The organism is Pseudomonas sp. PWP3-1b2 (genome assembly GCF_049896045.1).
Lineage (GTDB): Bacteria > Pseudomonadota > Gammaproteobacteria > Pseudomonadales > Pseudomonadaceae > Aquipseudomonas > Aquipseudomonas antarctica_B.
On record NZ_JAFCTN010000025.1, the window covers coordinates 74661 to 93010 of the forward strand.

Sequence of the window (18350 nt, forward strand, 5' to 3'; positions counted from 1 at the left end):
AGAAGATGAAAAGGAGGGGAGTTTACCTGTAAAAGCCCACACGGTGCCTGCGGCTGACCAAGATCGAATGTGGGAGCTGGCTTGCCTGCGATGGCATCACCTCGGTTTGACTGAAAGACCGAGGTGCCCGCATCGCAGGCAAGCCAGCTCCCACTGGGGTTACGCGGCGTGCAGGCAGTTGAGTGCGCGGTCGGCCAGGGTTTGTGCCTTGTCGATCAGGTGTTCGGTGGCGCTGGGAGGTGACGTTGATCGCCAAGCAGCTCCTGGGTGGAGACGGCTGCGGTGGCGGCTGCGCAGCGCAACAGGTCGCAGATTTGCGCCAGGGCGTCTTCGAAGCTGAGGTCGTGGTGCACGCTGAAGTAGGGCGGCGCGTCGGGTTGCAGATAGTGGTTGAGGGCGCGCTCAAAATGTCGGGCTTACTCGACAAAAGGGTGGCAGCTATGTGCAGGGCGAGAATACCGGACAGTAGGACTCCAGCCAGACCGAAGTCTGCCTGCACACAGCCGCCATAGAGCATGGGAACGATCGAAAGGCCACATGGCGTCTGCGGCTGACCAAGATCGAATGTGGGAGCTGGCTTGCCTGCGATGGCATCACCTCGGTTTGACTGAAAGACCGAGGTGCCCGCATCGCAGGCAAGCCAGCTCCCACAGGATTTACGCGGCGTGCAGGCAGTTGAGTGCGCGGTCGGCCAGGGTTTGTGCCTTGTCGATCAGGTGTTCGGTGGCGCCGGCTAGATGGCGTTGATCGCCAAGCAGCTCCTGGGTGGAAACGGCTGCGGTGGCGGCTGCGCAGCGCAACAGGTCGCAGATTTGCGCCAGGGCGTCTTCGAAGCTGAGGTCGTGGTGCACGCTGAAAGAGGGTGGGGCGTCGGGTTGCAGGTAGTGGTTGAGGGCGCGCTCGAAGATTTCGCGGTCGAGGATGATGCGGGGTGGGTCGGGGACGATTTTTTTCATGAAGAATACCTGCTCAGGTTTGAAGCCATTTTTTCGCCGATCTCACACGTCAAAAAAGGTGGCAGCTATGTGCGGGGTGAGATACCGGAGAGCAGGACCCGGCCAGACCGAAGTCTGCCCGCACACAGCCGCCATAGACGGATGTAGCGCATCAAGTCTGCTTTACACGGGATCTCACGCCCGATCGCTGATATGCAGCGACGGAGCGAAGGCTAGCCAGTGAAGTGAGCAGGCGCAAGGCCGTGGGATTGTCTAGGAAACTTCCTGCAAGTTAAAGGGATATGGACTGCTGGCCTTTAACAACGCATGTCCGCCCAGGCAACACAGATGCTTGGGTCTGACAGAGATCGAATGTGGGAGCTGGCTTGCCTGCGATGGCATCACCTCGGTTTGACTGATAGACCGAGTTGCCCGCATCGCAGGCAAGCCAGCTCCCACAGGGGATTTTGGGGTGGGCGTTATTTGGGATACAGCGGCGGCAAACTGGTGGTGTCGGTGGCTGGGTCTTGCTCGCGTTCGGCGACGGGGATGGCTTTCACCGCGCGCCACAGGTCTTCGCCCAGCCAGAAATGCCCACCTTCGCTGTACAGCGCGCCGTTAAGGCCATCCAGCGCATCGGACAGCGGCACAAAGCGCGCCGCCATCGCCGCGAGGGTTTCCGGTTGTTGGCGTGCCCAGGCATCGAGCGCCTGGCGGGTGGCGTGGGGGTCGTTGGCTTGTGTCGCGCGTTTGAGGTCGTCAAGCAGCGAGCGTGGGCTCGGGCCGGTTTGCGCGGCGCGCTGCACGGCGGGTTGCCGGCGGGCGCGCCACCACAGGCCGAAGCCGAGCAGGGTGGTGCAGGCGAAGATCAGTGTGCTGAGTTGCCACAGCCACAGGCGCTCATCGTCCGGGGCGGTGATCACGGTGGGGGTGGCGGGCGTGTCCACGACCAGGCTCGGGTTGGTGGCCACTTGCAGGGTGCGCGCGGGCAGGCTGCTGCGTTCGAGGTGGTCTTCGTGGGTGTTCCACCACACCACGTCCACCGCAGGCAGCTCGACCGCACCGGCGCGGGTGGGCACCAGGGCTTCGCGGTCTTCACGGCTGCCGATCAGGCCGCGGTCGTTGTTCTGGTTGCCGAGTACCGGTTGGTCGGGGTAACGGCGCAGGCCATTGATGTCGGTGCTGGGCAGGGCGGGCAGTTGCGCGCTGGACAGGCCCTCGGCTTTGACCGTGAGGCTGCGGGTCAGCGAGTCGCCGACTTGCACGTGGTCCGGCTCCGGGTTCCAGGCTTCACTGAGCGTGAGGCTGCGCGCCGGTATCCACGGCGCGTCGGCGGGGTACAGCTCGGGTTTGGGTTTTACCGTCAGCGGCAGCTGCGCCGAGCTGACGTGGATCAGCTTGCCCGGCTTGGTGCCTTGCAAGGTGTTTTCCTGCGCTGGGCGTGACTCCACCAACGTCGCACTGAACGTTTGCGCCGGAATCACCACGGCGCCGCTGTGCTGCGGGTAGATCGCGTAACGGGTTTCGATCACGCCATGACGAATACTGTTGATGACTTTCTCGTAGGTCCGCGATTCGCCCAACTGCTCAATGCGCGCATCCGGAATCTGCAACGCGGTGAGGCTGCTGTCGTCGTACAGCGACACCGAGTGATACACGCGCACGGTCAACAAGGCCTGGGCCTGGACGTACACGCTGCTCTGGTCGAGGCTGGTTTCAATGAACACTGGCGCCAGTTCGGCGCTGGTGTTCTGGCTCGCGGTTTCGACCACTTGCAGGCTGATGGGCTGGGTCTTGAGTTCGCCCACTTGCAGCGGCGGGATCACCACCGTGCCGTTTTCCCTGGGCAGCAATGTGATGATCCAGCGCGTGGTGGCGTGGTTGTCGCCGCCCAGGGTGGTGAGTTGGTTGATCTGGCGCGTGCCGCTGACTTCGAACTGTGCATCCAGGGGCGACAGGTCAGGCTTGCCGAACTGGGTGACGTCGCTGGACTCGACCGTCAGCTCCACCGTTTCCCCGGAATTGAGGCGGCTGCGGTCGACGCTGGCCACCAGGTTTGCCGCCTGGGCGTAGCCTGCCGATAACGCGAGCAGAAGCAGAAGGGGGGTGCGGCGGCTCATCGAGTCTTGTCCTGATGTTGTTGCTGTTCGTACCAGAATTTGCGGCGCAGCAGCTCGCCGGGGTTGTCCGGGATCTCCCGCAGCCATTGCTCCAGGGCCTGGCGGTGTTCGCCATCAATGTTCATGTCGGCGGGGCGCAAGGGCGGCGTCGTGGTTTGCTCATCGCCCAACTCGCTGCCTGGCACCTCGTTACCGCCGGCTTTTGGCGTGGCGCCGGTTTGGGTGTCGGTGGTGCCGGCCTCGCCCTGGCCTTGGGCGGACTGTTCGCCACCTGTGGTGCTTTGCCCGCTCGCGCCCGGTTGCGCAGTTTGGCCGGGTTGGGTGGTTTCGTCATCCTCATTTTTGACAGGCTTGGCGGGCTCGGGATGAGCTTTTTCCTGCAGCAGGGTTTCCACCAGCGCCTTGTTTTTCAGGGCCGGTTGCAGGTCGGGCTGGGCTTCCAGGGCTTGCTCGTAGGCGTCGATTGCCGCTTCCAGCTCGCCTGACTTGGCCAGGGCATTGCCGCGATTGTAGTGAGAATAGGCGTCATCACTCAGGGCAAACCGCTTGATGGCTTCGGCATAGTTGCCCGCTTCGTACAGCGCCACGCCTTGCCATTGCGGGTCTTCAAAGCGCTCTGCGGCCTCGGCCGGGCGTTTGTGCCTGAGCAGGTATTGGCCTTGCTGGTCGGGGCGCAGCCACAGGTCTTGAAGCTCAAACGCATAGCTGGGTTGCGGCGCGCCGAGCAATAACAGCGGCAGGCAAAACAGCCAGCCACGCCGCCCGGCGCAGGCCGCGAGCAGCAACAGCGGCAGCAGCAGCCAGTAACCCTGGTCGGCCCAGGTGTCGAGGTGCAGCAGTTGGCCGTCGTTGCGCAGGGATTGCGGACCGTCGAGCAGGTTTAGTTGGCGCAGGTCTTTGTCGTCCAGGCGCGCGGCGCGGTAGCGACCGCCCATTTCGCTGGCAAAGGCCTTGAGGGTCGGGCTGTCGAGGCGCGGTACCAGAATCGCGCCTTGATCGTCCTTGAGGAATTCGCCGCTTTCCTGGGTTACCGGCGTGCCCTCGCGGCTGCCGATGCCGAGGATCGACAAGGTCGGCGCCTGCGCCCCTTGCAGTTGCAAGCGAATGCCCTGGCGTTCCTGTTTCGACAGCGAGGAACCCACCAGCAGCAAACGCCCTTGGCCGAGGCCGCCTCTCTTTAGCAGGACCAGCGCTTTCTCTACTGCCAGATCGGCACGGTGGCCGGGCTCGGGCATGATCGAGGGGCGCAACGCTTCCAGCAGGTTGCGGCTGGTCGCCAGGTCGTCAGACAGCGGCACCAGCGTGTGGGCGCTGCCGGCATAGACGACGATTGCAGTCGGCGCGCTGTCGCGTGCCTGCAACAAGTCATACAGCTTGCGGCGCGCTTGCTCCAGGCGATTGGGCGGGCTGTCGGTGGCGAGCATTTCCGGGGTCAGCTCCAGCAGCACCACCAACGGGTCGGACGGTTTTTGGCTGGACTGCTCAACCCGCTGCCAACTGGGGCCGAGCAAGGCCAGCACGGCCAGCAGCCAGGCGATGCCCAGCACCACCCACGGCGATTTACTCTCGCGCCCGCTGCCGCCACTGAGCAGCACGGCGTGAAAGGCCGGCGGCAGGATCATCTGCCAGCGCCCGGCGCGTTTTTGCCGGTGCCACAACTGCCACAGCAGCCAGCCAAGCAGCGGCAACAGCAGCAGCCACCAGGGACGGAAGAAGTGCGGCCACAGGTCGATCATCGACGCCTCCGCAAACGCAGGCGTTTGAGGCGTTGGCGCCATTCAGGGTGCTGTTGCAGGAAAATCCCCTTGGTCGACAATTTGTTGAAGGCCCGTTGCAGCGCGTTGTTGGGCCAGCGCTCCTGAATCACCAGCAACACGCTCAGGATCAACGCCAGGGCCAACGGCGCGCTGTACAACGCCTGGGCCGGGCGGGCCTGGGTAGGCTGTTGCGCCACGGGTTCGAGCTGGTCGAGGGTTTCCTTGATTTTTTGCAAGTCGTCGCCGTCGCGCGCACGGAAGTAGCGGCCGCCGGTAGCATCGGCGATGGCTTTGAGCGCGGGTTCGTCCAGATCCAGGCTCGGGTTGACGCCAAGAATGCCCAACGAACCGGTTTCCTCTGGGTCCGCGCCGATGCCAATCGGGTAGATTTTCACGCCTTCTTCGGCGGCCAGGCGGGCGGCGGTCAGCGGGTCGATCTGGCCGGCGTTGTTGGCGCCATCGGTGACCAGGATCAGCACGCGGCTTTGCGCCGGGCGCTGGCGCAGACGCTTGAGCGCCAAGCCGATGGCATCACCGATGGCGGTGTTTTTGCCAGCGATGCCGATACGCGCTTCATCCAGCCAGGTGCGCACGGTGCTGCGGTCGAACGTCAGCGGCGCTTGCAGGTAGGCCTGGCTGCCGAACAGGATCAGGCCCACGCGATCGCCTTCGCGGCTTTCAAGGAAGTCGCCGAGCAAGTGCTGCACCAGGCTCAGGCGGCTGACGTCTTCGTCTTGCCAGTGCATGTCGGGGAAATCCATGGAGCCGGACACGTCCACCGCCACCAGCAAATCGCGGCCACTGGCGGCAATCGGCAAGGGTTCGCCGAGCCATTCCGGGCGTGCGGCGGCGGTCAGCAACAGCAGCCACATCAGCACAAACGGTGCTTGCTGGCGCCAGCCGGGCAGGTTGGCGCGGGCACGGCGGCGGGCGAGGCCTTCGAGGTCGGCGAGGTAGCTGACGTTCAGCGCGGGCTCGCCGCTGTCGGCCACCGGCAACACGAGCCGCATTATCCAGGGCAGTGGCAGCAGGACGAAGATCCACGGCCAGGCGAACTCAAACATGTTTGCGAATCCAGGTGTCGATGGCTTGGGTCAAGCCGGCGATGGCCTTGTCGTCGAGTTTGCATTCAGGCTTGTAGGCGCCTTCCACCAGTACCATCCAGCGCGTCAGGCCAGCCGCCGGGCAACGGTTATCGAGGAACGCCAGCCATTTGCGGCCGTTGAGGGTATGGCTCTGGCTGTAGGGGTAGTCGTTGCGGCACAGGCGCTTGAGCAGGCCATTGAGCTGTTGCAGCCAGGCACCGGCGGGGGCGCCGTCGTAGGGTTTGGGCATCAGCGCCAACTCGGCGAGGGCGGCGATGCGCAGCGGGTCGAGGGGCTGTTCGGCACGGGCCACAGGTTGGCGTTTTGGCAGAAAGCGGCGCAGCCACCACAGCCCCCAACCGATCAGCGGAATCAGCAGCAATAGCAGCCACCAGCCGGGCGCAGGTGGCCAAAAGCCAATCGACGGCGGTGCGATCAGCGGTTGCAGTTGGTCGAGGCTGCTCATTGCTTTTTAACCGGGTGCTGCGGGTTAAGGTATTCGCGCAGTTGCTCAACCATTTCGCTTTGAGTGCTAAGCGGCATCAATAGAATTCGAAGTTTCTGTGCGAGCCGTTCCCAGCGGGCAATGCGGGCTTCGGCCTGGGCTTTGTAGGCTTGGCGCAGTTCGAAGTTGAGCGTATCCAGTTCCAGCTGCGCACCTCTTTGCGCAAAACGCAGCAGCCCGGCCGCAGGCAGGGCGTGGTCGAGCGGGTCGGAGATCGGCAGCAACAGCAAGTCGCAATGGCGTGACAGCAAGCTCAGCTGTTGCTCGGCGCCTTCGGTGAGGGCGCGTTCATCGCAGATCACGATCACCAGGCTGCCGGGGCGCAGCACTTCACGGCCACGGCGCAAGGCCATGCCCAAGGCGTCGGCTTCCGGGAGGCTTTCGGTGTTCAGGCTTTGGTTGACGCGCACCAAGCGGTTAAGCAGTTGCAGCAGGCTTTGCTTGCTGCGCCGGGGTTTGATTTCGTAGTGCTCGCTGTCGCCGAATACCAACCCGCCGACGCGGTCGTTATGCCCCAGCGCCGCCCAGCCGATCAGGCTGGCCGCCTGGGCCGCCAGCACAGATTTGAACATTTGCCCGGAGCCGAAAAACAGCCGGCAGCTTTGTTCCACCATGATAAAAATCGGCCGTTCGCGTTCTTCGTGGAACAGCTTGGTGTGCGGCTCCTGGGTACGTGCGGTGACGCGCCAGTCGATGGTGCGCACATCGTCGCCGGCCTGATACACGCGCACCTGGTCGAAATCCACACCCCGCCCGCGCAACTTGGAGTGGTGCAGGCCAATCAGCGGGCTGCGCTGGCTGGGGGTGGAAAACAGCTGCACTTCGCGCACGCGGTGGCGCATCTCAATCAATTCGCTGAGCGTGACGCGGATTCCATCGCTTGCGTTCATGGGGTTCAAGCGACGGCAACGACGTCAAGAATGCGTTGCACCACGCGGTCCTGGTCGATGCCGGCCGCTTCGGCTTCGAACGACAGAATGATGCGGTGACGCAACACGTCGAACAGCACGGCCTGGATATCTTCGGGGCTGACGAAGTCGCGACCGGCCAGCCAGGCATGGGCGCGGGCGCAGCGGTCGAGGGCGATGGAGCCGCGCGGGCTGGCGCCGTAGGCAATCCATTCGGCCATTTCCGGGTCGAATTTGGCCGGAGTGCGCGTGGCCATGACCAACTGCACCAGGTATTCCTCCACGGCGTCGGCCATGTACAGGCCAAGGATTTCCTTGCGCGCGGCAAAGATGGCTTGTTGGCTGACGCGGCGCTCGGGCTTGGTCTCGCCGTTAAGGGCTTCGCCACGGGCTTGTTGCAGGATGCGCCGCTCAACAGCAGCGTCCGGGAAACCGATTTTTACGTGCATCAGGAACCGGTCGAGCTGGGCCTCGGGCAGCGGGTAAGTGCCTTCCTGCTCGATCGGGTTTTGCGTGGCCATCACTAAAAACAGCGGCGACAGGTCGTACGTACTGCGCCCGACGCTGACCTGGCGCTCGGCCATGGCCTCCAGCAACGCCGATTGCACCTTGGCCGGGGCACGGTTGATTTCGTCCGCCAGCACCAGGTTGTGGAAGATCGGGCCTTGCTGGAATACGAAACTGCCGGTTTCCGGGCGGTAGATCTCGGTGCCGGTGATGTCGGCGGGGAGCAGGTCGGGGGTGAACTGGATGCGATGAAATTGCGCTTCGATGCCTTCCGCCAGCTCTTTGATGGCTTTGGTCTTGGCCAGGCCCGGCGCGCCTTCGACCAGCATATGGCCGTCGGCGAGCAGCGCGATCAACAGGCGATCGATGAGTTTTTCCTGGCCGAGAATCTGCGTGGAAAGAAAGGTTCGCAGCGCAAGCAGCGCTTCACGATGTTCCATCGATGACGGTTCCTGGAAAGATGAGGCCTGGCGTCAAGAGCAAGCGCCGGGCCCGGGGGGCTTACTTTAATGCATCGCGGGGTGCAGCGACTAACTGCGCGGGGCGTATTTTAAGGAAAACTTGTAGGAATTTTGTGTGTTTAGCACAAATGGTGCTGAGACTTGCGCTGTTTATGTGGGCGCTGGCTTGCCTGCGATGGCATCAACTGGGGCCATCTGAAGGACCGAGTCGCCAGCATCGCAGGCAAGCCAGCTGCCACATTTGATCTTCGGCGCATTCAGATCCGGGTAAAGGTACCGGTGCCTTTGAGAATGTTCTGCAAGGTTTCTTCGACTTCAGCCAAATCCGACGCGCAGGTGGCGTGGGTGATTTCGAGTTGGTCCTTGCCGCCCAGTGCGTCGGCGTCGCCAGCAGCCAGTTCTACCAACAGCGTCGTGGCGCTCAATGTGACCTTCAGCCCATCCAGGGTTGATGGTTCGTAGTCCCAGGTCAGCTCCACTTCCTCTTCGTCCGGGTAGCGGGTCAGCATGAACATCTCGCCATTTTTGCCATGGCAACAGAGCATGGCCATGTTGTCTTCTTCGTCGTCGCACGGTGTGGCCATCAGTGCGTCAGTGTTCAGTTTCAGCATGGTAAATCCTGTCCGGGGTAGGGCGTAATGCGCGCAATTGTGCCATTGCGGCGAATTTTGTGCTGCATCCTGTGTCAGACCCACTGCATGACCTGACGGGCTGTATCGGTCACTTCGGGTACTCGTAAGCATGAAAATTGCCGATTTCATCTCGGGAATTTTCGGGTTGCGCCAATCGCCACCCCCAGCCTGCGTACCGATGACCGAATATGTCGCAGCGTCGCAAGCACCGGGCTTCCTACACTCGTTAAGCTGCGCAACGGATGTTCACGTGCCGTGCGCCTGACCTGCCCGTCGTACCGTCACCTGGCAAGGTGTGCATCCTGTGGAAGATGTATGTGACCTGACTGTCTCTTCCAGCTTCACCCACCTGTCACTCCGATTCGCTATCGTGCTTCTATCATTACCGGCGAACAGAGCTGACGGTCTCCCCGCAAGGGGATAACACGCGACGCTTTCATCAATAACAAGCCCAAGCGGAGTACCACAGATGGCGTTCTTCACCGCAGCCAGCAAGGCCGACTTCCAGCATCAACTGCAAGCGGCACTGGCGCAGCACATCAGTGAACAGGCACTGCCACAAGTGGCGCTGTTCGCTGAGCAATTTTTCGGCATTATTTCCCTGGACGAACTGACCCAGCGTCGCCTTTCCGACCTGGCCGGTTGCACCTTGTCTGCCTGGCGCCTGCTTGAGCGCTTTGATCACGCCCAACCGCAAGTGCGGGTCTACAACCCCGATTACGAACGTCATGGCTGGCAATCGACCCACACGGCCGTCGAAGTGCTGCACCATGACTTGCCCTTCCTGGTGGACTCGGTGCGTACCGAGCTGAACCGTCGTGGCTACAGCATCCATACCCTGCAAACCACCGTACTCAGCGTGCGCCGTGGCAAGAAGGGCGAGTTGCTGGAAATTTTGCCAAAAGGCACCCAGGGCGATGACATCCAGCAAGAATCGCTGATGTACCTGGAAATCGACCGCTGCGCCAATGCCGCCGAACTGAATGTGCTGAGCAAAGAGCTTGAGCAAGTGCTGGGCGAAGTGCGCGTGGCTGTGGCCGACTTTGAACCGATGAAAGCCAAGGTTCAGGAACTGCTGGCCGGTATCGACGCCAGCCCGTTCAGCATCGACGGCGAAGAACAAGCCGAGATCAAGAACTTCCTGGAATGGCTGGTGGGCAACCACTTCACCTTCCTCGGTTATGAAGAGTTTGTGGTACGTGACGAGGCGGACGGCGGTCATATCGAATATGACGCCAGCTCTTTCCTCGGTCTGACCAAACTGCTGCGCCCCGGCCTCACCGCCGACGACCTGCGCATTGAAGACTACGCCGTCTCCTACCTGCGTGAGCCGGCCGTGCTGTCGTTCGCCAAGGCTGCACACCCAAGCCGTGTGCACCGCCCGGCTTACCCGGACTACGTGTCGATCCGCCAGATCGATGCCGACGGCAAGGTCATCAAGGAATGCCGCTTTATGGGCCTCTACACCTCCTCGGTGTACGGCGAAAGCGTGCGAGTGATTCCTTATATCCGTCGCAAGGTCGCGGAGATCGAACGCCGTTCGGGCTTCCAGGCCAAGGCTCACCTGGGCAAAGAGCTTGCCCAGGTGGTTGAAGTGTTGCCTCGTGATGACCTGTTCCAGACTCCGGTCGACGAGCTGTTCAGCACCGTGATGTCGATTGTGCAGATCCAGGAACGCAACAAGATCCGCGTGTTCCTGCGCAAAGACCCGTACGGCCGTTTCTGCTACTGCCTGGCGTACGTGCCGCGCGACATCTATTCCACCGAAGTGCGCCAGAAGATCCAGCAAGTGCTGATGGATCGCCTGAAAGCCTCGGACTGTGAATTCTGGACGTTCTTCTCCGAATCCGTACTGGCCCGTGTGCAGCTGATTCTGCGGGTTGACCCGAAGAAGCGTCTGGACATCGACCCGCTGCAACTGGAAAAAGAAGTGGTGCAGGCCTGCCGCAGCTGGCAGGACGATTACTCCAGCCTCGTCGTCGAAAGCTTCGGCGAAGCCCAGGGCACCAACGTGCTGGCGGACTTCCCGAAAGGCTTCCCGGCCGGCTACCGCGAGCGTTTCGCCGCGCATTCGGCCGTGGTCGACATGCAGCACCTCAACAGCCTGACCGAAGCCAACCCGCTGGTGATGAGTTTTTATCAGCCAATGGGGCAGGGCTCCGATCAGCGCGAGCTGCATTGCAAGCTCTACCACGCGGATACCCCGCTGGCGCTGTCCGACGTGTTGCCGATCCTGGAAAACCTCGGCCTGCGCGTGCTGGGTGAATTCCCGTATCGCCTGCGTCACGCCAATGGCCGTGAGTTCTGGATCCATGACTTCGCGTTCATTGCCGCTGAAGGCGTGAACCTGGATATCCAGCAGCTCAACGACACCCTGCAGGACGCCTTCGTGCACATCGTGCATGGCGACGCCGAAAACGATGCGTTCAACCGCCTTGTGCTGACCGCCGGCCTGCCGTGGCGCGACGTTGCGCTGCTGCGTGCCTACGCCCGTTACCTCAAGCAGATTCGCCTGGGCTTTGACCTGGGTTACATCGCCAGCACCCTGAACAACCACACCGACATCGCCCGCGAGTTGACCCGGTTGTTCAAGACCCGCTTCTACCTGGCGCGCAAGCTCACCGCCGACGACCTGGAAGACAAGCAGCAACGTCTGGAACAGGCGATTCTGACGGCACTGGACGACGTTCAGGTGCTCAACGAAGACCGCATCCTGCGTCGCTACCTGGACCTGATCAAGGCCACGCTGCGCACCAACTTCTACCAGGCTGACGCCAACGGCCAGAACAAGTCGTACTTCAGCTTCAAGTTCAACCCGCATGCGATTCCCGAACTGCCGAAGCCGGTGCCGAAGTTTGAAATCTTCGTGTACTCGCCACGGGTTGAAGGCGTGCACCTGCGCTTTGGTAACGTCGCGCGCGGCGGCCTGCGCTGGTCCGACCGTGAAGAAGACTTCCGTACCGAAGTGTTGGGCCTGGTAAAAGCCCAGCAAGTGAAGAACTCGGTCATCGTGCCGGTGGGCGCGAAGGGCGGCTTCCTGCCGCGTCGCCTGCCACTGGGCGGCAGCCGCGACGAAATCGCGGCCGAGGGCATCGCCTGCTACCGCATCTTCATCTCCGGCCTGCTGGACATCACCGACAACCTGAAAGACGGCGCCCTGGTGCCGCCGTTGAACGTGGTGCGTCATGACAACGATGACCCGTACCTGGTGGTAGCAGCGGACAAGGGCACTGCGACCTTCTCCGACATCGCCAACGGCATCGCCATCGACTACGGCTTCTGGCTGGGTGATGCGTTCGCTTCCGGTGGTTCCGCAGGTTACGACCACAAAAAGATGGGCATCACCGCCAAGGGCGCGTGGGTTGGCGTGCAGCGTCACTTCCGTGAGCGCGGCATCAACGTACAGAAAGACAGCATCACTGTGGTGGGCGTCGGCGACATGGCCGGTGACGTGTTCGGCAACGGCCTGTTGATGTCCGAGACGCTGCAACTGGTCGCGGCCTTCAACCATCTGCACATCTTCATCGATCCAAATCCGAACCCGGCGACCAGCTTCGTTGAGCGTCAGCGCCTGTTCGACCTGCCGCGTTCGGCCTGGACCGACTACGACACCAGCATCATGTCCGAAGGTGGCGGTATCTTCTCGCGCAGCGCGAAGAGCATTGCCATCTCGCCACAGATGAAAGAGCGCTTCGACATCTCGGCCGACAAGCTCACCCCGACCGAACTGCTGAACGCCTTGCTCAAGGCGCCGGTGGACCTGTTGTGGAACGGCGGCATCGGTACGTACGTCAAGGCCAGCACTGAAAGCCATGCCGACGTGGGCGACAAGGCCAACGACGCGCTGCGCGTGAACGGCAACGAGCTGCGCTGCAAGGTGGTGGGCGAGGGCGGTAACCTCGGCATGACCCAACTGGGTCGTGTGGAATTCGGCCTCAATGGCGGCGGTTCCAACACCGACTTCATCGACAACGCCGGTGGTGTGGACTGCTCCGACCACGAAGTAAACATCAAGATCCTGCTCAACGAAGTGGTGCAGGCCGGTGACATGACCGACAAGCAACGCAACCAGTTGCTGGCGAGCATGACCGACGAAGTCGGCAGCCTGGTGCTGGGCAACAACTACAAGCAGACCCAGGCCCTGTCCCTGGCCGCGCGCCGTGCCTACGAGCGTGCTGCCGAGTACAAGCGCCTGATGAGCGACCTGGAAGGCCGTGGCAAACTGGACCGCGCCATCGAGTACCTGCCGACCGAGGAGCAGCTCGTCGAGCGCGCCGCAAATGGCAAGGGCCTGACCCGTCCGGAGCTGTCGGTGCTGATCTCCTACAGCAAGATCGACCTCAAGGAAGCGCTGATCAAGTCTCAGGTACCGGATGACGACTACCTGACCCGTGACATGGAGACCGCGTTCCCGCCGAGCCTGGTTGCCAAGTTCGGCGAGGCCATGCGTCGCCATCGCTTGAAGCGCGAAATTGTGAGCACCCAGATCGCCAACGATCTGGTCAACCACATGGGCATCACCTTTGTTCAACGACTCAAAGAGTCGACCGGTATGACCCCGGCGAACGTGGCCGGTGCTTACGTGATCGTGCGTGACATCTTCCATCTCCCGCACTGGTTCCGTCAGATCGAAGCCCTGGACCACCAGGTCTCCGCTGATGTGCAACTGGAGCTGATGGACGAGCTGATGCGCCTGGGTCGCCGTGCTACACGCTGGTTCCTGCGCAGCCGTCGCAACGAGCAGGATGCTGGCCGTGACACCGCACACTTCGGTCCACACCTGGCCGCGTTGGGCCTCAAGCTCGACGAACTGCTGGAAGGCCCGACCCGCGAAGGCTGGCAGAACCGTTACAAGGCCTACACCGAGGCTGGCGTACCGGAGTTGTTGGCGCGCATGGTTGCAGGCACTACTCACCTGTATACCTTGCTGCCAATCATCGAAGCCGCTGACGTAACCGGGCATGACGCCGCCGAAGTGGCCAAGGCCTACTTCGCCGTCGGCAGCGCCCTGGACTTGCCGTGGTACCTGCAGCAGATCAGCGATCTGCCGGTGGCCAACAACTGGCAAGCCCAGGCCCGCGAAGCCTTCCGCGACGACGTGGACTGGCAGCAACGGGCGATCACCATTTCGGTTCTGCAAATGGCCGACGCGCCACAAGACATGGAAGCCCGCGTGGCCCTGTGGCTTGAGCAGCACAAAGACATGGCTGATCGTTGGGTGGCAATGATGGTGGAAATTCGTGCCGCAGTCGGCACGGACTACGCCATGTACGCGGTGGCCAACCGTGAGTTGCTCGACCTTGCGTTGAGCGGTCAGTCGGTGCTGCAACCGGTGTGATCAATCGGTAAAACAAAAGCCCCCGTATCGTGAGATGCGGGGGCTTTTTGTTGAGCGCGATTTATCAAACAACTCAGGGCAACTGTGGGAGCTGGCTTGCCTGCGATAGCGGTTTATCAGTAGATGATTTATTGGCTGACCCACCGCTATCGCAGGCAAGCCAGCTCCCACAGTGGGATGTCTATTCACTTGGCTTTAGCGGTGTTTCAGTAACTCGTTTTCCAGGTGATCCAGATGTCTGGTCATCAGCGCTACAGCGGTATTTGAGTCCCTTTGCTCTACCGCCTCAACAATCGCCCTGTGCTCCTGCCATGCGCAATAGCTGCACGCTTTCGCTTCATATTGAGCAATGACCAGCGATGTCAACGGCACCAGGCTGTTCAGAAACTGTGCCAGCGGTGCATTGCCGGCGATGGCCGCCAATTGCAGATGGAACTCCCCGGACAAGCGAATTGCCGGCCCGCGTTGATCACGTTCAATGCAGTCGCGTTCGCGGGCGATCAGCTCGTGTAACTGGCGGATGTGCTGCGCCGTTGCATGGAGGCAGGCAAGTTGCACCACGGTGATTTCAGTCAGGCGTCGCGCCTCCAGAATCTGCCGTGTTTGCAGGGCGTCCGGCGCTGCCACCTGGGCGCGCTGATTGGGCCGCAGAATGATCACCTGCTGATGGGACAGCTTGGCCAGCACGCGACGAATCACGCTGCGGCTCACGCCAAACGTGTCGCCCAGGCTTTCTTCGGTAAAGCGGCTGGACGGTGCGATACGCTGTTCGAGAATGGCGTCGAACAGGCGCGGGTAGATGTCGTCCACCGACGGCTTTTTACCGGCCACCAGGCGCATGGCGGGCAGGCTGGCGACGACGGACGTGCGTTGCAGGGCGTGAGCGGTCATGGCCTGTCTCCAAAAAGTCAGCTGCCCAGATGGTCGTCCGGGATGTTCAAGCGAATGCCCATGCGCAGGCCTTCCTGAAGGATGTGCCGACGCATTTGCGCACTGGCCAGGGCGCTGTTTTTGTCACGGATAGCGCGCACCACGGCGTCATTTTCCTGCAGGCGTTCGGCCAGGTGTTCGGGGGAGTTGCGTAGTACCTGGGCGCTTTGCTTGAGGGCGTTACTGGTTTGTTGCACCACGTTCTGGAAAATCGGGTTGGAGGTCAGGGCGAACAGTTCTTCGTGGAAGCCGATGTAGGCGTTCATGCCGGCTTCGGCGTCGCCGGCGTCGAGGGCTTCGCGCATGTCCATCAGGGTCAGGCGCAGTTGGCCGACTTCCTTGCTGCTGATGGACTGGGCGACCAGGCCGACAATGAACGGTTCTAGGGTGTAGCGCAGTTGCAGGATGTCTTCGAGGCTGGCGTCGGCTACGGCGTCGCTGGAGTGCGGCTCGCTGATGCTGGTTTCGAGTACCACCACGCCCTTGCCGGGCATGGAGCGCACCAGGCCGAGGGTTTCCAGGACGATCACGGCTTCGCGCAGGCTGGGGCGGCTGATGCCCATTTGTTCGGCCAGTTCACGCTGGCCGGGGAGCATTTCGCCGCGACGCCACTGGCCCCGCGCCAGAGCGGCGCGGAGTTTTTCTACGACTGAATTGACGACGGTTGAGGTGCTGATCACGTCGTACGCTCCTTTAAGTTGCAAATACAATAATTGAACTGGCAGTGACCTAATGTGGGAGCTGGCTTGCCTGCGATGACTGACCACCAGCAGGCATCTCTGTCGGCTGACCCACCGCTATCGCAGGCAAGCCAGCTCCCACCTTTGAACTGTGTTGTTTGCTCAGAACTCCTGATGCGCCGGCACCACCGGTTTCCTGGTCTGGAAGGCATAGCCTTGCTGGCCGTCGAGTACCTTGTTGGCACGCTGGATATCGATGTCTTTTTCCCAACGGGCAATCGCGACGGTAGCGACGCAGTTGCCGATCAGGTTAGTCAACGCACGGCCGATGCCCATGAACCAATCCACCGCCAACACCAGCACCAGACCCACCACCGGGATCGCCGGGATGGCGGTGAGTGTGGCGGCGAGAATCACCAGTGCGGACCCCGGGATGCCGTGGGCGCCCTTGGAGGTAATCAGCGACACCAGCAAAATGGTCATCAGGTCGGTCATCGACAGCGGCGTGCCGGTGGCGTTGGCGATGAACACGATAGCCAGTGTGAGGTAGATCGAGAAACCATCGAGGTTGAATGAATAACCGGTTGGAATCACCAGGCCCACGGTGGAGCTGCCAATGCCAAGGTGTTCAAGCTTGCGCATGATCTGTGGCAACACGGCGTCCGAGGAGGCGGTGCCCATCACGATCAGCAGCTCTTCGCGCAGGTACTTGAGCAGCGGCAACATGCGCAGGCCGGACAGGCGCATCACCAGGCCCAGAATCACTGCGACAAAGACGAAACAGGTCAGGTAGAACAGGCCCACCAGGCTGCCCAGGTGTTGCAGCGAATCCAGGCCGTAGGTGCTGGTGGTAAAAGCGATCGCACCGAATACGCCGATCGGTGCCAGGCGCACAATCATGCCCATGATGCGGAAGATCACATGGCTCAATTCGTTGATCAGCCGTGATATGCCCGACGCCGCTTCACCCACCAGGTTCAGCGCGCTGCCGAACAGTACCGAGAACAACAGCACTTGCAGCACGTTGTTGTCGGCAAAGGCGCCGATGACCGAGTTGGGAATCAGGTCCATCAGGAACTGGCTGGTGCCGCGAAGATGATGGCTCTTGTCGGCCAACTCATTAAGGCCGGCAGACGACAGCTGATCCAGGTGAATATTCGCGCCTTGACCGATGCCGGTGCTGAAGGCCATGAGCAGGCCGATCACCAGGGCCACGGTGGTCAGCACTTCAAAGTAGATCACCGACTTGAGGCCGATGCGCCCGACTTTTTTCAAGTCGCCGGCGCCGGAGATACCGCTGACCACCACGCAGAACACGATCAGGCCAATCAGCATTTTTATCAGCTTGATGAAGCCATCACCCAGGGGTTTGAGTTGCGAGGAGAATTCGGGAAGGGCCAGGCCGCAGACGATGCCAAGGATCAGGCCAATCACGACTTGCAGGAAAATCGAACGCGAGCACCATCTGAGCATGGGAAGGATCTCTATGCGGTGCCCTGGTGGTTCCAGGGCTTAATTGTTGTGGTCTTACCGGTAAGTCCAGTGCGCGGCCAGTCTACGCTTGGCTTTTTTGAAATCACAAGCAAATATTCGGCGCTGGGTTGGCTGCGGTCTGACCAGTTGCTCGGGAAGGGTGATGCTTGAGCGGTTGGCGGCCTGCAAATTTTTTAGCTTATGATCTGCGGCTTGATAGGCGAGGTGACGGATGGACACACCGGGACTGACCACTGACGAAACGGGGCAAGTTCATTGCACCTGGCGCACGGCGGCGGCGGAATACCCGCGCTACCACGACCACGAGTGGGGCGTGCCGGTGGCGGATGATATTCAGCTGTACGAGAAGATTTGCCTGGAGGGGTTTCAGGCGGGCATGGCGTGGATCACGATTTTGCGCAAGCGTGAGCGTTTTCGGCTGGCGTTTGAGGGGTTTGATTTTCGCAAGGTGGCGAGGTATGGCGAGGGGGATATCGAGCGGTTGATGCAGGATTCGGGGATTGTGCGTAATCGGGCGAAGATTGTTTCGACTATCAACAATGCGCGCAGGGCGTGTGAGTTGGTGGATGAGACGGGGTCGCTGGCGCGGTGGTTGTGGGCGTTTGAGCCGAGTGACGAAGAGCGCCCGGCGGTGGTGGATATGGCGTATTGGACGGGTAACCCGACGTCGGCGGCTTCTGTCCGGTTGTCGAAGGCTCTGAAGAAGCGCGGTTGGACGTATGTTGGGCCGACGACCCTGTATGCGTTGATGCAGGCGATGGGGATGGTGAATGATCATCTTGAAGGGTGCGTTTGCAGGCAGCGGGTTGAGGCTTTGCGCAGCCGGTTCAGACGTCCGTGAGTGTTTGGCTTACACGGGTTGGAATGTGGGCTTTCGGGCTTTCGGGGTACATATCCGTTATTTGGGGGATGGCTGAAATTGGTTCCGCTCTTACAGCGGGTCACTTTTGGCAAACGCCCCAAAAGTAACCAAAAGGTCTTCGCCCCACCACTCGGCA

13 protein-coding genes and 1 pseudogene are annotated in these 18350 nt (G+C 61.6%); 2 read left to right on the top strand and 12 right to left on the bottom strand.

Annotation, left to right across the window (positions count from 1 at the left end):
- Positions 1-159: 159 nt before the first annotated feature.
- From ACP7A2_RS17320 to ACP7A2_RS17360, 9 genes and pseudogenes are all read right to left on the bottom strand, one after another.
- Positions 160-383 (bottom strand): annotated as a pseudogene (locus ACP7A2_RS17320) (DUF6124 family protein).
- A gap of 273 nt (positions 384-656) precedes the next feature.
- Complete coding sequence (locus ACP7A2_RS17325; RefSeq protein WP_426135197.1) at positions 657-956, bottom strand: DUF6124 family protein; 300 nt, start codon at positions 954-956, stop codon at positions 657-659.
- A 458-nt stretch (positions 957-1414) separates the two neighbouring features.
- Entirely contained in the window at positions 1415-3055 is a 1641-nt protein-coding gene (locus ACP7A2_RS17330; RefSeq protein ID WP_426135198.1) for a BatD family protein, read from the bottom strand.
- Positions 3052-4791 (bottom strand): tetratricopeptide repeat protein, encoded by a 1740-nt coding sequence (locus tag ACP7A2_RS17335; protein WP_426135199.1) that lies wholly within the window; start codon positions 4789-4791, stop codon positions 3052-3054. Before ACP7A2_RS17335 ends, ACP7A2_RS17330 begins: the two co-directional genes overlap by 4 nt.
- Positions 4788-5876 carry a vWA domain-containing protein gene (locus ACP7A2_RS17340; protein WP_426135200.1) on the bottom strand — a complete coding sequence of 363 codons (1089 nt, stop codon included), beginning with the start codon at positions 5874-5876 and terminating at the stop codon, positions 4788-4790. Before ACP7A2_RS17340 ends, ACP7A2_RS17335 begins: the two co-directional genes overlap by 4 nt.
- Complete coding sequence (locus ACP7A2_RS17345) at positions 5869-6363, bottom strand: DUF4381 domain-containing protein (protein ID WP_426135201.1); 495 nt, start codon at positions 6361-6363, stop codon at positions 5869-5871. The genes ACP7A2_RS17340 and ACP7A2_RS17345 overlap by 8 nt, the downstream gene beginning before the upstream one ends.
- Positions 6360-7292, bottom strand: coding sequence for a DUF58 domain-containing protein (locus tag ACP7A2_RS17350; RefSeq protein WP_426135202.1), 933 nt, complete (start codon positions 7290-7292; stop codon positions 6360-6362). The genes ACP7A2_RS17345 and ACP7A2_RS17350 overlap by 4 nt, the downstream gene beginning before the upstream one ends.
- Positions 7293-7297: 5 nt before the next feature.
- Positions 7298-8257 (bottom strand): AAA family ATPase, encoded by a 960-nt coding sequence (locus ACP7A2_RS17355; protein ID WP_003174327.1) that lies wholly within the window; start codon positions 8255-8257, stop codon positions 7298-7300.
- 278 nt (positions 8258-8535) lie between these two features.
- Positions 8536-8889, bottom strand: coding sequence for a hypothetical protein (locus tag ACP7A2_RS17360; RefSeq protein ID WP_348062571.1), 354 nt, complete (start codon positions 8887-8889; stop codon positions 8536-8538).
- Between the two features lie 490 nt (positions 8890-9379).
- On the opposite strand from ACP7A2_RS17360, the gene ACP7A2_RS17365 reads away from it, so the two are divergent.
- Positions 9380-14248 carry an NAD-glutamate dehydrogenase gene (locus tag ACP7A2_RS17365; RefSeq protein WP_426135203.1) on the top strand — a complete coding sequence of 1623 codons (4869 nt, stop codon included), beginning with the start codon at positions 9380-9382 and terminating at the stop codon, positions 14246-14248.
- A 195-nt stretch (positions 14249-14443) separates the two neighbouring features.
- Here ACP7A2_RS17365 and ACP7A2_RS17370 read toward each other — a convergent pair whose 3' ends face one another.
- From ACP7A2_RS17370 to ACP7A2_RS17380, 3 genes are all read right to left on the bottom strand, one after another.
- Complete coding sequence (locus tag ACP7A2_RS17370) at positions 14444-15139, bottom strand: GntR family transcriptional regulator (RefSeq protein WP_426135204.1); 696 nt, start codon at positions 15137-15139, stop codon at positions 14444-14446.
- A gap of 17 nt (positions 15140-15156) precedes the next feature.
- Entirely contained in the window at positions 15157-15858 is a 702-nt protein-coding gene (locus ACP7A2_RS17375; protein ID WP_426135205.1) for a FadR/GntR family transcriptional regulator, read from the bottom strand.
- Between the two features lie 162 nt (positions 15859-16020).
- Positions 16021-17331 carry a C4-dicarboxylate transporter DctA gene (locus tag ACP7A2_RS17380; protein ID WP_426135206.1) on the bottom strand — a complete coding sequence of 437 codons (1311 nt, stop codon included), beginning with the start codon at positions 17329-17331 and terminating at the stop codon, positions 16021-16023.
- A gap of 232 nt (positions 17332-17563) precedes the next feature.
- Here ACP7A2_RS17380 and ACP7A2_RS17385 point away from each other — a divergent pair, with 232 nt between their 5' ends.
- On the top strand, positions 17564-18193 hold the full coding sequence (locus ACP7A2_RS17385; RefSeq protein WP_426135207.1) for a DNA-3-methyladenine glycosylase I: 630 nt from the start codon (positions 17564-17566) through the stop codon (positions 18191-18193).
- Positions 18194-18350: the final 157 nt, after the last annotated feature.

Bases quoted from the DNA above. Each gene is read 5' to 3' on its own strand.
- ACP7A2_RS17360 (WP_348062571.1), bottom strand. From the start codon at position 8,889: ATGCTGAAACTGAACACTGACGCACTGATGGCCACACCGTGCGACGAC.
- ACP7A2_RS17325 (WP_426135197.1), bottom strand. From the start codon at position 956: ATGAAAAAAATCGTCCCCGACCCACCCCGCATCATCCTCGACCGCGAA.
- ACP7A2_RS17380 (WP_426135206.1), bottom strand. From the start codon at position 17,331: ATGCTCAGATGGTGCTCGCGTTCGATTTTCCTGCAAGTCGTGATTGGC.
- ACP7A2_RS17385 (WP_426135207.1), top strand. From the start codon at position 17,564: ATGGACACACCGGGACTGACCACTGACGAAACGGGGCAAGTTCATTGC.
- ACP7A2_RS17365 (WP_426135203.1), top strand. From the start codon at position 9,380: ATGGCGTTCTTCACCGCAGCCAGCAAGGCCGACTTCCAGCATCAACTG.
- ACP7A2_RS17335 (WP_426135199.1), bottom strand. From the start codon at position 4,791: ATGATCGACCTGTGGCCGCACTTCTTCCGTCCCTGGTGGCTGCTGCTG.
- ACP7A2_RS17370 (WP_426135204.1), bottom strand. From the start codon at position 15,139: ATGACCGCTCACGCCCTGCAACGCACGTCCGTCGTCGCCAGCCTGCCC.
- ACP7A2_RS17345 (WP_426135201.1), bottom strand. From the start codon at position 6,363: ATGAGCAGCCTCGACCAACTGCAACCGCTGATCGCACCGCCGTCGATT.
- ACP7A2_RS17340 (WP_426135200.1), bottom strand. From the start codon at position 5,876: ATGTTTGAGTTCGCCTGGCCGTGGATCTTCGTCCTGCTGCCACTGCCC.
- ACP7A2_RS17330 (WP_426135198.1), bottom strand. From the start codon at position 3,055: ATGAGCCGCCGCACCCCCCTTCTGCTTCTGCTCGCGTTATCGGCAGGC.
- ACP7A2_RS17355 (WP_003174327.1), bottom strand. From the start codon at position 8,257: ATGGAACATCGTGAAGCGCTGCTTGCGCTGCGAACCTTTCTTTCCACG.
- ACP7A2_RS17350 (WP_426135202.1), bottom strand. From the start codon at position 7,292: ATGAACGCAAGCGATGGAATCCGCGTCACGCTCAGCGAATTGATTGAG.